At 71.1% G+C, this 13,430-nt stretch carries 7 protein-coding genes; 4 read left to right on the forward strand and 3 right to left on the reverse strand.

Annotated features, from left to right (window positions below):
* Nucleotides 1–4 precede the first annotated feature (4 nt).
* Nucleotides 5–1,216 (reverse strand): ROK family transcriptional regulator, encoded by a 1,212-nt coding sequence (locus tag ACFYRY_RS24415; RefSeq protein WP_389149345.1) that lies wholly within the window; start codon nucleotides 1,214–1,216, stop codon nucleotides 5–7.
* Between the two features lie 685 nt (nucleotides 1,217–1,901).
* Between ACFYRY_RS24415 and ACFYRY_RS24420 the strand changes: the two genes are divergently transcribed.
* The 4 genes from ACFYRY_RS24420 (at nucleotide 1,902) to ACFYRY_RS24435 (ending at nucleotide 7,116) form a co-directional block, all read left to right on the forward strand.
* The gene (locus tag ACFYRY_RS24420; RefSeq protein ID WP_389149348.1) at nucleotides 1,902–3,899 is read left to right on the forward strand and encodes a glycoside hydrolase family 127 protein; all 1,998 of its coding nucleotides are present in this window, start codon (nucleotides 1,902–1,904) and stop codon (nucleotides 3,897–3,899) included.
* A gap of 115 nt (nucleotides 3,900–4,014) precedes the next feature.
* Nucleotides 4,015–5,262, forward strand: coding sequence for an extracellular solute-binding protein (locus ACFYRY_RS24425; protein WP_389149351.1), 1,248 nt, complete (start codon nucleotides 4,015–4,017; stop codon nucleotides 5,260–5,262).
* A gap of 52 nt (nucleotides 5,263–5,314) precedes the next feature.
* Complete coding sequence (locus ACFYRY_RS24430; RefSeq protein ID WP_389149354.1) at nucleotides 5,315–6,298, forward strand: carbohydrate ABC transporter permease; 984 nt, start codon at nucleotides 5,315–5,317, stop codon at nucleotides 6,296–6,298.
* Nucleotides 6,295–7,116 (forward strand): carbohydrate ABC transporter permease, encoded by an 822-nt coding sequence (locus ACFYRY_RS24435; protein WP_389149357.1) that lies wholly within the window; start codon nucleotides 6,295–6,297, stop codon nucleotides 7,114–7,116. The genes ACFYRY_RS24430 and ACFYRY_RS24435 overlap by 4 nt, the downstream gene beginning before the upstream one ends.
* 52 nt (nucleotides 7,117–7,168) lie before the next feature.
* On the opposite strand, the gene ACFYRY_RS24440 is transcribed toward ACFYRY_RS24435, so the two are convergent.
* Together ACFYRY_RS24440 and ACFYRY_RS24445 are read right to left on the reverse strand one after the other, a co-directional pair.
* Nucleotides 7,169–9,853 (reverse strand): YfhO family protein, encoded by a 2,685-nt coding sequence (locus tag ACFYRY_RS24440; protein WP_389149360.1) that lies wholly within the window; start codon nucleotides 9,851–9,853, stop codon nucleotides 7,169–7,171.
* A gap of 300 nt (nucleotides 9,854–10,153) precedes the next feature.
* Entirely contained in the window at nucleotides 10,154–13,423 is a 3,270-nt protein-coding gene (locus ACFYRY_RS24445; RefSeq protein WP_389149363.1) for a family 78 glycoside hydrolase catalytic domain, read from the reverse strand.
* Between the last annotated feature and the right edge of the window lie 7 nt (nucleotides 13,424–13,430).

A 13,430-nucleotide genomic window follows, 5' to 3' on the forward strand; every position in this document is an offset into this window, starting at 1 on the left:
TGCGTCAGGGCAGGGACGACGGTGACTCTGCCTGGGGGACGGGAGTGGTGGCGGCGGCGAAGGCGGCCTCCCTGGCCAGCTTCGACGACATGGTCGTGGCTCCGGTGAGTACGGCGTCCGGACCGAGGCCCGAGACGACGAGGGGCGGCCGGAACGTACTGAAATCGGCCAGATGACGGGCGACCGGTTCGAGCAGCAGGTCGCCGTTGGCGCCGATGGCGCCACCCAGCACGATGAGTGCCGGGTCGATGAGGGGTACGACGCAGGCCACCACGTAGGCGACGCTGCGGGCCGTGTCGTCCACGATCTCCAGCGCGCCCGGGTCGCCGGCGCGGGCGAGGTCGAAGACGGTGCGCGGGCTGCCGTCACCGGGCAGTCCGAGCCGCTGGGCCCGCTCGCTGATGTAGCGCGCGCCCAGATGTTCCTGCACGAGGTCCCGGCGCTGTCCGACCGGCGCGACCATGCGGTCACTGGGCAGATAGCCGGCTTCTCCGGCCACGCCCGTGGCACCCCGTCGGACCCGGCCGTCCACGACCAGCCCGAGGCCGAGTCCGACACCCAGGCTGACCAGGACGAAGTCGTCGGTGTCGGTACCGCATCCATGGGTCCGCTCGGCCAGCGCGGCGAGATTCACGTCGTTCTCCAGGACCAACGGCACCGGCATCGCCCGGCCGAGCGCCTCACCGATCCCCCGCCCGGCGTCGGGCAGTCCGGCGGCGTACGACAGGTGGCGTCCGTCCGAGCCGACCGCGGCGGGCAGGCCCGCGACGACCTGGGTGATGTCCCGCAGCGGTCGGCCCACCTGCTCGGCCAGGTCCACGCACATGTCCAGGACCTGCTGGACGAGCGCGTCAGCACCCCGCTCACCGTGCTGCTCCGACTCGGCCCGCCCCCGTACCCGGCCGGTGACGTCGGCGACCGCGGCGCGGATCCTGCGGTGCCCGACATCCACGCCGATCGCGAAGGCGCAGTCGGCGTTCACGCGGTACTGCGCGGGGGCCGGTCCCTTGCGGCCCGTCGCCGGGCCCACCTCGGTGATCACCCCGCGCTCCAGCAGCAGCCCGACCGCGGCGGCCACCGTGGGCCGGGACAGCGGGATCCGCCCGGCCAGGTCGGTGGTCGTGACCGGGCCCGCGTCGTCGATCGCCTCCAGCACGGCTCGGCCGTTGAGCGAACGCAGCAATCGCTGCGGGCCTGCTGGATAACGGCGGGTCACGGTGCCCTCGTCTCGCGTCTGCGCTCTGTAAGAAAGAAAGTTGCTTATTTATACGCGCACGCATGGCCGGAAACAACCCTTCGTCCGCATCGCCTTCTTCGGGACGGACGGGCGGGCTGGACGGAGTGGTACGGAGTGGGTCGGGCCGAACGGACCAGCCGGGCGGGCCGGGTGGCGGGGCGAGGCCGAGCGGGCTGGGCTCGCTCGGGCGGAAGGCGCGGGCGACGCGCCATCTTTGGACCGCGCGGCGTGGACCGGGCCGAGCGGCCCGAGCGAGCCGGGACCGAGCGGGGGCCGGCCTCGCCCGGGTGAAGGGCGCAGGCGCCCGACCGCGGCAAGCACCCGACCGGGGCAGGCGCCCGCGCCACCTCCCCGCCTATAGGGGCGCCCACAGGGAGCGCGTCGCGCGGCCACCGGCTCGCCCGCCCCCGCGAGCAACCCTTTTCCTAGGCGGCGTCCACGATGGGCATCCCCGCATGGTCCACGAGCGCCGACCAGCCCTGGTGAGGCGCGGAAAAAATCCGACACACATCTTGACTCACGCTCGCCGTCTCTCTACGTTTCGGGCAGAAAAACGTTTGCTCAAGCGGGTCTGGGAGGCGGAACATCGCCTGCCGCGTTCCTGGGCGCCACGACATCGGCCGCCCAGCCCCGTCCGCCCCGCCACTGACTTCTTCGGAGAGCCATGCCCCTCACACGTTCCGCCGTGCCCTCCCCCGGGTTCCCGGCTTCGCCCGAACGGGGCCGTACGCCCATCGGTCCGGTCCGTCTCGGCCCGGGTGCCGCGGCCGCGCTCACCCCCGCCGCCGTTGAGGTGCGCGGCGGTTTCTGGGACGCACGTCGTGAGGTGAACGCGCGGATCTCGGTACCGCAGGGCCCCGGGCTGCTGGAGTCCGCGGGCAATCTGCACAACCTGCGGGTGCTGGGGGGCACGGCTGAGGGCGAGTTCCGGGGCGCGTACCCGTTCGTGGACTCGGACGTCTACAAGTGGCTGGAGGCGGCGGCCTGGCAACTCGCCCAGTGGGCGCCCGGCGAGGGCGGCCCGCAGGCCGAACGGCTCGCCGACGACATCGAGCGGATCATCGCCGTGGTCGCCGCCGCCCAGCAGCCCGACGGCTACCTCAACACCTGGTTCCAGCTCCGCGGGAACGGCGAACGGTTCCAGGATCTGCGCTGGGGCCACGAGCTGTACTGCGCGGGGCATCTGATCCAGGCCGCGGTCGCCCACCACCGGGCCACCGGACGGACCGAACTCCTCGACGTGGCACGGAAGTTCGCCGACCACGTCGACTCGGTCTTCGGCCCGCCCGGCAGCGGCAAGCCCATCGACGGCATCGACGGCCACCCCGAGGTGGAGACCGCGCTGGTCGAGCTGTACCGGGAGACCGGCGAGCGCCGCTACCTCGACCTCGCCGCCTACTTCGTCGACCGGCACGGCCACGGTCTGCTCGGCGGCGAGGCGTACTGCCAGGACCGGGTGCCCTTGCGGGAGGCGACGAACGTGGAGGGTCACGCCGTACGGCAGCTCTATCTGCTGGCCGCGGCGGCCGACCTCGCCACCGAGACCGGCGAGGGCGAACTCCGCGCAGCCGCCGAGCGGTTGTGGCACGCCATGACCACCACCAAGACCCATCTGACCGGCGGCCTCGGCTCCCACCACGACCAGGAGGACTTCGGCGACCCGTACGAGCTGCCCAACGAGCGTGCCTACTGCGAGACCTGCGCCGCCATCGCCTCGATCCAGTGGAGCTGGCGCATGGCCCTGCTGACCGGCGAGGCCCGCTACTCCGACCTGATCGAACGCACCCTGTACAACGGCTTCCTGGCCGGGGTCTCCCTGGACGGCGAACGCTGGCTGTACGTCAACCCCCTCCAGGTCCGCGACGGCCACACCGACCCCGGCGGCGACCAGTCGGCCCGCCGCACCCGCTGGTTCCGCTGCGCCTGCTGCCCACCCAACGTCATGCGGCTGCTGGCCTCGCTGGAGCACTACCTCGCCGGCGGTGACGGCAACGGCCTGCAGATCCACCAGTACGTCACCGGCAGCTACTCGGCCGACATCGACGGGACGCCGGTCGTCGTCAGCGCCGAGACCGACTACCCCTGGCACGGCACCATCGCTCTCACCGTCGACGAGACCCCGCGGGAAAGGCCCTGGACGCTCTCCCTGCGCATCCCGCGCTGGTGCCGGGAGTACCGGGTCCGGGCCGGGGACACGACGTACGACCAGACCGACGCGCCCGTCGACAACGGGTGGCTGCGGCTGGAACGCACCTGGGCACCCGGCGACCAGGTCGTCCTCGAACTCGGCTTGGAACCCCGTCTCACCACGGCCGACCCCCGGGTGGACGCGGTGCGCGGATGTGTGGCGATCGAACGCGGGCCGCTCGTGTACTGCCTGGAGCAGGTCGACCACCCCGGCGGCGGCCTCGACGACATCGCCATCGACACCACCCGCCCGCTCTCCGTGAAGCACCGCCCGGATCTGCTCGGCGGTGTCACCACGGTCGTCGCCGCGGGCCGAAGGCGGCACCTGCCCGACGCCGGCTGGTGGCCGTACCGGGCGACGGAGACCGCCGACACGCCTGCGACCGACGACCCCTGCGAACTGACCGCGATCCCCTACTACGCGTGGGCCAACCGCCAGGACGGCAGCATGCGCGTCTGGCTGCCCACCTCCTGAGCCCCCGCCCCGGGTTCCTCGTCCGCCGCTTCCCCTCCTCCTTCCCCTTGCCTCCCTCTCCTGCCTCTTCACCTCCTCACTCCCTGCGCACCGTCCCAAAGACAACGAGGTCACCGTGAGACACACCCGTCGCAACCTGCTCGCCGCCGTCGCCGTCCTCGGCACCCTCGCCTCCGCCACCGCCTGCGGTGGCGGCTCCGGATCCTCTTCCTCCTCCGCCGGCAAGGCCGGGGCGACGTACACCTTCTGGGACCCGTACCCGCAGTTCGACGCCACCTCGGCCTGGGGCAAGCTGGTCAGCAAGTGCGGCACCGACGCCGGAGTGAAGGTCAAGCGCACCGGGTTCGACACCACCGACCTCGGCAACAAGGCGCTGCTGGCGGCGCAGCAGGGCAACGCGCCCGACGTGATGCTGGTGGACAACCCGGTCGTCTCCACACTCGTCGAGGCCGGGATCCTCAACAAGACGAGCGACGTCGGCCTCGACACGAAGCCCATCCAGAAGAACATCATCGGCGCGGGCACCATCGACGGCGCCTCCTACGGCGTACCGATCGGCGCCAACACACTCGCCCTCTACTACAACAAGAAGGTCCTGTCGGCCGCCCACGTGGACCCCGCCTCGATCAAGGACTGGGCGTCCCTGACGGCGGCGCTGAAGAAGGTCACGGCAGCGGGCAAGAAGGGCATCACGTTCTCCGCGATCAACACCGAGGAGGGCAGCTTCCAGTTCCTGCCGTGGTTCTGGGGGGCCGGTGGGGACCTGACGAAGCTCAACTCGGCGAAGGGCGTGGCGGCTCTGTCCCTGTGGAAGCAGTGGGTCGACGCCGGCTACGCACCCAAGGACGTCCTGCAGAACACCCAGACCACCAGCTGGCAGGAGTTCGCCACCGGCGACTACGCGTTCGGCGAGAACGGCACCTGGCAGCTCGGCAACGCGGAGAAGGCCACGTTCAGCAGCGGTGTCATCAGTATCCCCGCACAGAACGGTGGTTCGGCGCCGGTGCCGACGGGCGGCGAGTTCGTCACCGTCCCGGTGCAGAAGGACACCGCGCGCTATGACGTCAGCAAGAAGATCGTCACCTGTCTGATCAACTCCGCCAACCTGCTCTCCACCGACACGACCCTGGCGTATGTGGCCCCCACCGCCGAGGTACAGGCCCAGCAGATCAAGGCCAACCCCAAACTCAAGCCGTGGGTGGACGCCGTCGCGTCGGCGCGCGGTCGTACCAGCGGTGGCCTGGGCACCAAGTACCCGACCATCTCGCAGCCGATGTGGACCGCGGTGCAGGGTGCCCTGTCCGGCGGCAAGAGCCCGCAGGACGCCCTCGACGCGGCGCAGTCCGCCGCCGCCAAGGGCTGACACCCACCCGAGAGCCGGCGAAGCAACACGCCACCCGCATCCAGGAGTTCGCATGACCATCGCCCGCGTCGACCGTCGCAGGCGGCCGTCCCCGGTCACCTCCGGGGATCCCGACACCGAGGACCGCACGGCCTCTTCGGCGCTCCGGCGCCGCCAACGCCGTAGAGGCCGGCTGACCGCGCTGGCCTTCGTCGCTCCGCTGGTCGCCTACCTCGCCGCGTTCTACCTCTACCCCCTCTACCGCAACCTCGACCTGAGTCTGCGTGACTACACCGTCCGGTCGTTCGTGTCCGGAGACGCGCCGTTCTCCGGACTGGACAACTTCCGTACGGTCCTGGACGACCCCACGTTCGGCCCGGCGATGCGCCACACCATGGTCTTCACGTTCGTGTCGATCGCCTTCCAGTACGTCATCGGGCTCGCCCTGGCCGTCTTCTTCAACCGTCACTTCCGGCTCTCCACGGTGCTGCGGGCCCTGTTCCTCATCCCCTGGCTGCTCCCGCTGATCGTGTCCGCGTCGACATGGTCATGGATGTTCAACAGCGAATCAGGGGTCGTGAACTACTTCCTGCACTTCGTCGGCGTCGATCCCGTCGGCTGGCTGACCTCCCCCGACTGGGCGCTCACCTCGGTCATCATCGCCAACATCTGGATCGGTATCCCGTTCAACCTGGTCATCCTCTACAGCGGCCTGCAGAACATCCCCGCCGAGCTGTACGAGGCCGCGTCCCTGGACGGGGCAAGCACCTGGCAGGTGTTCCGCCGCATCACCTTCCCGCTGCTGCGCCCGGTCTCAGCCATCACTTTGCTCCTCGGGCTCGTCTACACCCTCAAGGTGTTCGACCTGATCTGGATCATGACCAAGGGCGGCCCCTCGGACACCTCCTCCACCCTGGCGACGTGGTCGTACCAGCTCGGCTTCGGCACCCTGCTGCCCAAGTTCGGCCCCGGCGCGGCGGTCGGCAACCTCCTCATCCTCATCGCCCTCGTCTTCGGCCTGCTGTACATCCGCGTCCAGAGGAGACAGGAAGCATGAAATCCCCTACCTCCGGGCGCCGGCACACCGTCATCGGACTCGTCCTCACCGCGCTGATGCTGTTCCCGGTGTACTGGATGCTCAATGTGTCCCTCACCCCCCAGCAGGACATGCGCAAGACCCCGCCCGACCTGCTCCCCCTGCACCCCACGTTCGAGGGCTACCGGGCCGTCCTGGACGACCAGTTGCCCTACCTCGCCACCAGCCTGCTCATCGGCCTCGGCACCGTCGTCCTCACCCTGGTCCTGGCCGCTCCGGCCGGCTTCGCGCTGGCCAAACTCCGGCCCGTCGGCGGCCGTCTGCTCCAACTCGCCCTGCTGGTCGCGCAGATGATCCCGGGCATCGTCATGGCGATGGGCTTCTACGGCATCTTCCTCGACCTCGGACTGCAGAACTCCTGGTGGGGCCTGATCGTCGCGGACTCCACCATCGCCGTGCCCTTCGGCGTCATGATCTTCACCGCGTTCATGTCGGGCATCCCCGGCGAGCTGATCGCCGCCGCCCGCATCGACGGCGCCGGCACCGTCCGTACCTTCTGGTCGGTGGTCCTGCCGGTCAGCCGCAACGCGCTGGTCACCGTGTCGCTCTTCAGCTTCCTGTGGGCCTGGTCCGACTTCGTCTTCGCCAACACCCTCGACGGCGGCGGCGACCTGCGGCCGATCACCCTCGGCATCTACAAGTACATCGGCAACAACAACCAGGAATGGAACGCGATCATGGCCACCGCCGTCATCGCCTCGATCCCCGCGGCGATCCTGCTGGTCCTCGCCCAGCGCTATGTGGCCGCGGGGGTGACCGCCGGCGCGGTCAAGGACTGAACGGACGCCGCGGCCCGCCGAACGGCCGGCCGCGGCGTCCGCACCCCCAGGACTACGACGGTCGAGTGGCACGCCGTCGGCGGACGGCCCGGTAGGCGCACAGCAGGAGCAGCGCCAGGAGCGAGGCACCCCCGACGGCGGTGCCAAGGCGCAGACCTGGCGGGTGGAACGTGCAGGTGACGCTGGTCGAGGAGCCGTCGAGGGGGACGGCGATCAGCCCGTAGTACTGCCCGGCCGGTTCGGCTGAGCCGCCGTCCGCGGCGCAGCGCCATCCCGCGATCCTGGGGGCCGCGACGAGGGCGGTCCCGGTGCTGCCGGCGGGCAGCGCGGCCCGTATGGTGCCGCCGGAGACGGTCACTTCGGTGGCACCGGTGGACTTGAGCCGTTCGACGGCGGCGCGCAGGCGGGTGGTGTCCAGGCAGCCGATCGCGCCGTCCGGGACGACGCTCGTGCGGTTGGGGGACAGTTCGACGCGCAGGCGTCCGGACGCCGGTACCGTGCCCAGCCGCTGCATGGCGGCGATCTTGGTGACGGGATCGGACCGGAAACGCCCGGTCAGGCCATCGGCCGAGTCGCCGGTGAGTCGTGCGGTGCCCGCGAAGTGCGGCGCCCAGAGGTACACCTCGCTGCCCGCCGCGCAGCGGGCCGTGATGGTCGGCTTCGGTACGGCGGTCCCGGGATCGAGGGCTGCGATGCGCACGCCCGGCCGTCCGCCGTGGCTCCGGTGCGGTGGCTTCCCGGTGCTGGTCCGCACCGTGAGGCGGGGCACGGTGTAGACACGGGTGCCCAGCAGCAGTTCCTGATTGCGGTACGGCGACGGTCCGAACGCGGAGACACCCGTGGGTGCGGAGCCGGTGGACGGTCGTACCGTCACCAGGGGCGGTACGTCCCGACGGGTCACCCTCACCCGGCTGCCGTCCTGCGGGAACCAGTTCTGATGGGGGTCCGGCGGGGAGTGCACCCGGGCGCCGACGGAGAAGACGACGTCCGTGACGGCGTTGTCCAGGCTCTGCAGGCTGCGGCCGCCCGAGGTCCAGCCGCCCCCGAGGGCGGTGAGGGTGCGGAAGAGCACGTCGGAGGTGTGGCTGCTGTAGTACTGGGCGCCCTGACCGCCCACCAGCAGTGGATCGTTGCCGACGGTCTGCTCCCGGCCCGCGTCGGTACGGTAGCGGGGCCAGCCGTCGGCCTCGGCTATCGCCTGCGCCTGCTGCTGTCGCCGGTCCCCCCAGGGCGCGTAGTCGTCCATGTGCCCGAGCCGCATGCGGGTGGCCACGGCGGAGGTGGCGGTGGACTCGCCGAGTTGGGTGCCGATGAGCAGCACCACCGCGAGGACGGCAGGCAGGGTGCGGCGCCCGTTGCCGACGGGACGTGGGCCGTCCGAGTGGCGGAGCAGGGCCAGACCGCCCAGCGCGCCCGCCGCGGCGACGAGCAGCACCGGCCAGGTGAAGGAACGCACCAGGTCGCTTCGGCTCGCGAGGGCGGTGATCAGTGCGAACAGCGCGCCCGCCGCGCCCAGCGCGCGCCGGTCGGGTGGCCCGTACGAGAGGGAGTGCCAGGCGGCGATCACCAGCAGCGCGCACAGCACGAAGGTCTCGCGGTACGAACTGCCCTGCGGTGGTGTGAAGGCGTGCCACAGGAGCTGGGTGGGGGCCCACTGCATCGAGAGCGTCACCCCGGCCACCAGCAGGGTCCATCCGGCGCGCACCCGCCGGGGAGCCGCGCGGTGGAACGGCAGGGCGAGGGCCAGCAGCAGGGCGGTGGTGCCCACGTAGACGGCCGGCGAACTGAAGCTGTACGTGGTCGGCAGCAGGCGGGCCAGCAGGTCCTGGGTCGCCACCGGCGTGAAGTCCTTGAACCGGCCCGGTGAGGCGTGCGTGGTGCCGAAGTAGATCACCGACACCAGCGGCGCGGCCAGGCCCATGCCGAGTACGACGGTGAGCGCGGCGCGGCCCGCCGCGGCGAGCTTTTGGCGACGTGGGAGGTCGCAGAGCCACAGGCGCAGGAGCAGCACGAGAGCGGCCGCCAGGGTGGCCATGTACGCCGTGTAGAAATTGGCGATCCAGGCGGCGGCCACGACCACCACCCCGAGGATCTGACGCCGTCCGTTCAGCAGCCATTCGCCGAGCAGGCACAGCAGCGGCAGGGCGATGAGGCCGTCCAGCCACATCAGGTTGTACACGGCACTCGCCACGGTCCAGCCGCACAGGGCGTACGACGCGCCCAGCAGTCCCGCCGCCCACCAGCGGCCCGGTCGCAGGGTCAGCAGCAGACAGGCCATGACGGCGGCGGCGGACGCGACCTTCAGCACGGTGATCACATACACCGCGAGGTCGATCCGGTCCCGCGGAAACACCGCCACGAGCAGGGCGAACGGGCTGGTGAGGTACGTACCGAGGTCGGGGAGGAAGCTGGCGCCGTACCCGGACTGCCAGTTGAGCAGGAGACCGCCGTCGGCCTTTCCGTGCAGCAGGTCCCACAGGTGTTCGTGGAACGGCACGTACTGGTTGCCCAGGTCGTTGACGCTCCGGGTGCGGGGGCCGAAGGGGTAGCTACGGGCGATGACGTCGGCGGCGCAGAAGGCGGTGACGGTGACTAACGCGGCGAGCAGCGCGGCGGCCTGCCGTGGTCCGGTGGGGCGGGGCAGACGGAGCCGGCCGGGACGCCCCCGTGCCGGACCGGACGGCGGATCGGCGGAGGGGTCCGTCGCGGGGGCGGGGGCCAGGGTCACCGGTTTCACACCCCGCCCCTTTCGGAGCGTCGCGCTGTTGTCCGGTGGGCAATGCCACGTCGTAATGCGGCCGAATACAAAGTCGCACCATGCATACCTGACAGCCCCCCAGAGCATTCGGGACGTGTGGCGTCCCGGCCGGGGAAGTCACCCCCGCCTCGTCGATTCGCCGACTTAGACGGGCCGTGTTTCCGATTGGTTGTGCCGGCGCCGGAAAAAGAAAGGCGATATCGCATACGCGCGCCGACCTAATGCATGAATTCGGTTACCTGTGAGTGAACGGGAGTTGTCCGGGATGTTTTTCGAGAGTCAAGAATGTGCTGGAGCGCGGGACGACAACGTGGAGCGGAACGTCCAGCGGCCCGAACCGACCGTGTACACGGCCTCGTCGGCCGTGGCGCGGATCAGGTTCGCCCCCTTCGGGGCGGTGGCGTGGCCGTCGGTGGTGGGGACGTGGATCTGAGCGGTACTGCCCGCCGGGACGTCCACCGTGAGGCGGAACCGGTCCGTGGTGCGTGCCCAGTTGGTGCGGGCGAGGCCGTAGGGGGTCCGGTAGGAGCCCGCTGCCGAGGTCAGGTCGCCCGTGACGGCCGGGTCGATGAGGAGTTCCGCGTAGCCGACGGAGTCGGGTGTCTGCGCGATGCCCGCCACCCGGCTGGTGAACCAGGAGTCGATGGCGCCGAGCATGAAGTGGTTCTGCGACTGGCCGGGGCCACCGTCCCAGGACTCGCCGAGCGTGGTGTTGCCCGCGAGCACCTGGTAGCCGTAGCTGGGACTGGTCGTCCGGGTGGCGATCCGGTGGACGATGTCGTCGCGGCCGGCCGCGGCCAGGACACGGAACGCGGCGGGCAGGGAGATCTCGCCGAGGAGCAGGTGGTGTCCTGCGGACTCGACGGACCCGGCGAAATGCGCGAGGAGGCGGGACTTCTCCCCCGCCGGGTAGGCGCCCATGTCGAGGGCGAGGGCCTCCGCCCCCTGACCGCCGCCCGCGAAGGTGCCGGTGGCCCGGTCGTAGTACTTCGCGGCCAGCGACAGGGCTGAGGTGTCGGCCTTGGCACGGTAGTCCGCGGCGGCCGTGTCGTCGCCGAGGACGGCGGCGATCCGGGAGAGGGCGTCGACGACACGCCAGTAGCCGTACGTGCCGGACACCGCGCGCGGGAACGTGCGGTCCGGGGTGAACCAGTCGCCGAGGCCGTAGTCGAGGATGCCGCCCGAGACCTGGGTCTGGAGGAAGTCGGCGTACTGCCGCATGCGGGGGTAGTAGGTGCGCAGGGTGTCCCGGTCGCCGTAGGTGGTGTAGAGCTGCCAGGGCACCAGGACGAAGGCGCCGCCCCAGTTGGAGTCGTTGCGGTAGGCGCCGGGGAGGTTCGTGTACTCCGGAACGGTGCTGGGGATCAGACCCTCGGTGGTCTGCGCGTCGGCCATGTCACGGACGATCTTGCGCAGGTGGGCCTGCATGTCGAAGTTGGCCGCGAGAGCGGGGAAGACGAGCTGGTCCTGTTCGAGCCAGCCCAGCTTCTCGCGGCTGGGGCAGTCGGTGAGGACGCTCATCATGTTGCCCTCGACGGCCCGGCGGATCAGCCCGTGGATGCCGTTGATCAGCGGGTCGGAACTGGTGAACGTGCCGGCCGGGGCGTTGTCGGTGCGCAGGACCTTGCCCCGCACCGAGACGGTGGCTCCCGCGGGCACGCCCTTCAACTCCAGGTAGCGGAAGCCGTGGTAGCCGAACCTCGGGTGCCAGGTGGCGGTGCGGGTGTCGCGGGTGGTGTAGCTGTCCCACAGGGGTGCGCCGACGTTGCTGATGGACTGGAAGGCGTGGCCGTCCTTCAGGCTCTCCGCCGGGTAGACACGGATCTGCGTGCCGGCGGGCGCGCTGACGGTGATCTCCGGCCAGCCCGCGATGTTGCGGCCGAGGTCGAAGACGTGGCTGCCGTCGGCGCCGTCGACCTGCTTCCCGGTGAGGGTCTCCACGACCCGGATCGGCTCGGTCTCCCGGGCGCTCAGCACGGCGGGTGCGGTGGCCGTGCCGGGGGCGCTCACGGTGACCGCGCGGGCCCAGGAACGACGGTCGCCCCGGGGTTCGTCCCAGTGCGGGATCTCCCGGCGGGCGTCGTAGTCCTCGCCTCCGTACCAGTTGCTGGAGGTGGTGGCACCGAGCGTGGTGCGCCAGGTGTCGCCGCTCGTCACGGTGCGGACGCTTCCGTCGGCGAGGGTGATCTCCAGTTGGGCGAGGAGTTTCGGGTCGCTGATGTTGCCGTACAGCTTGCGGTAGCGGTCGGCGGTGCTGACGACGTTGGACATGCCGTTGCCGAGGGCCACGCCGAGGGTGTTGGCGCCGGTGCGCAGGCGGTCGGTGACGTCGTACGTGGCGTACTGGACGCGTTCGCGGTAGTCGGTGTTGGCGGGCTCCAGCACGGCGTCGCCGACGGGCTCGCCGTTGAGGGTGGCGTCGTAGACGCCCAGTCCGGCGATGTGGAGGCGGGCGCCGCGGATGCCGCGCGGGAGGGTGAAGTCGTCAGTGAGCAGGGGCAGTCCGGCGGGCAGGTAGGGCTTCGGCGGTCGCCCGCCGGTGACTTGGGTGAGCGTGGTGTACGGGCCGTTCGGGTCGTCCGCCGCCGACAGGGCGTAGTCGACGGGGAAGTTGGGGACGCCGCCGTCGTCGGTGAGGACGTCGGCGCGCGGGTACAGCGCGACCTGGTCGAAGGTCTTGGCGGTCTTGAGGTCGAGGGTGAGGGTGATGGGTGTGGCCGAGGTGTCGGCGGAGGGGTGCGGCGCGCTGGAGTATCCGGCGGCGGTCTGCAGGGCGCTGTTGGCCAGGCCGTCGACGGCCAGCGCGGGCTCGTAGGTCTTGCGGACGGTGGTCGTTTCGGAGGCGGTGACGGCGGAGCCCTTCGCCAGGCCCGTCGTCGAGGTCACCGAGTCCCGTACGTCGATCTCACCCAGCTGCAGGCGCCAGGTGCGGGCGTCGACCGTCTCCTTGAGCGGCGCGCCGAGTCGGGTGACGTCGAGGCGGAGGTGACGGGCCGTCGTGCGGGGCAGTGTGACGACGACCGGTTCGATCTCGCGTTCGCTCAGCCGCCACTCGGGGTGGGTGATCCACTTCGCGTGCCAGTCGGACGCCCGGGTCAGGCCGGTCTCGAAGACGGCGGTGTCGCTCCAGCCGGAGGCCCGCCGGCTGCCCGACCAGAGCTGGACGCGCCAGAAGACGCGGGCGCGGGAGCCGAGCGTGCGGCCCGCGTACGTCGTCTCCGGTACGGCGGAGGTGACCTTGCCGGAGTCCCACAGGTCGGGCCGGCCCGAGCGCAGGCGCTCGGGTGAGGTGGCCACCTGGACGCGGTAGGCGCTCTGCAGGGCGCCCGGGGTGCGGGCGGTGGTGTTCCAGCTGAGTACCGGGGTGGTGTCGTCGATGCCGAGCGCCTCGTCCAGGTGCTGGGTCCGCAGATGGGCGGGGGTGAGCGCGTCGGTGGGCGCGGCGGTGGCCTGGACGCTGCCGGACACGGCGGTGACGAAGGCGGTCACCACGGCGGGCAGCATCAGGGCGAGGCGTCGGCGTCCGACGCGGGGTCTCGATCGGGGCATGGGAGTC

This window comes from Streptomyces sp. NPDC005263 (genome assembly GCF_042872365.1).
Taxonomy (GTDB): domain Bacteria; phylum Actinomycetota; class Actinomycetes; order Streptomycetales; family Streptomycetaceae; genus Streptomyces.

What these genes read in the sequence shown, in the direction of transcription:
- ACFYRY_RS24420 (WP_389149348.1), top strand. Translation starts at nt 1,902, where the DNA reads ATGCCCCTCACACGTTCCGCCGTGCCCTCCCCCGGGTTCCCGGCTTCG.
- ACFYRY_RS24430 (WP_389149354.1), top strand. Translation starts at nt 5,315, where the DNA reads ATGACCATCGCCCGCGTCGACCGTCGCAGGCGGCCGTCCCCGGTCACC.
- ACFYRY_RS24435 (WP_389149357.1), top strand. Translation starts at nt 6,295, where the DNA reads ATGAAATCCCCTACCTCCGGGCGCCGGCACACCGTCATCGGACTCGTC.
- ACFYRY_RS24445 (WP_389149363.1), bottom strand. Translation starts at nt 13,423, where the DNA reads ATGCCCCGATCGAGACCCCGCGTCGGACGCCGACGCCTCGCCCTGATG.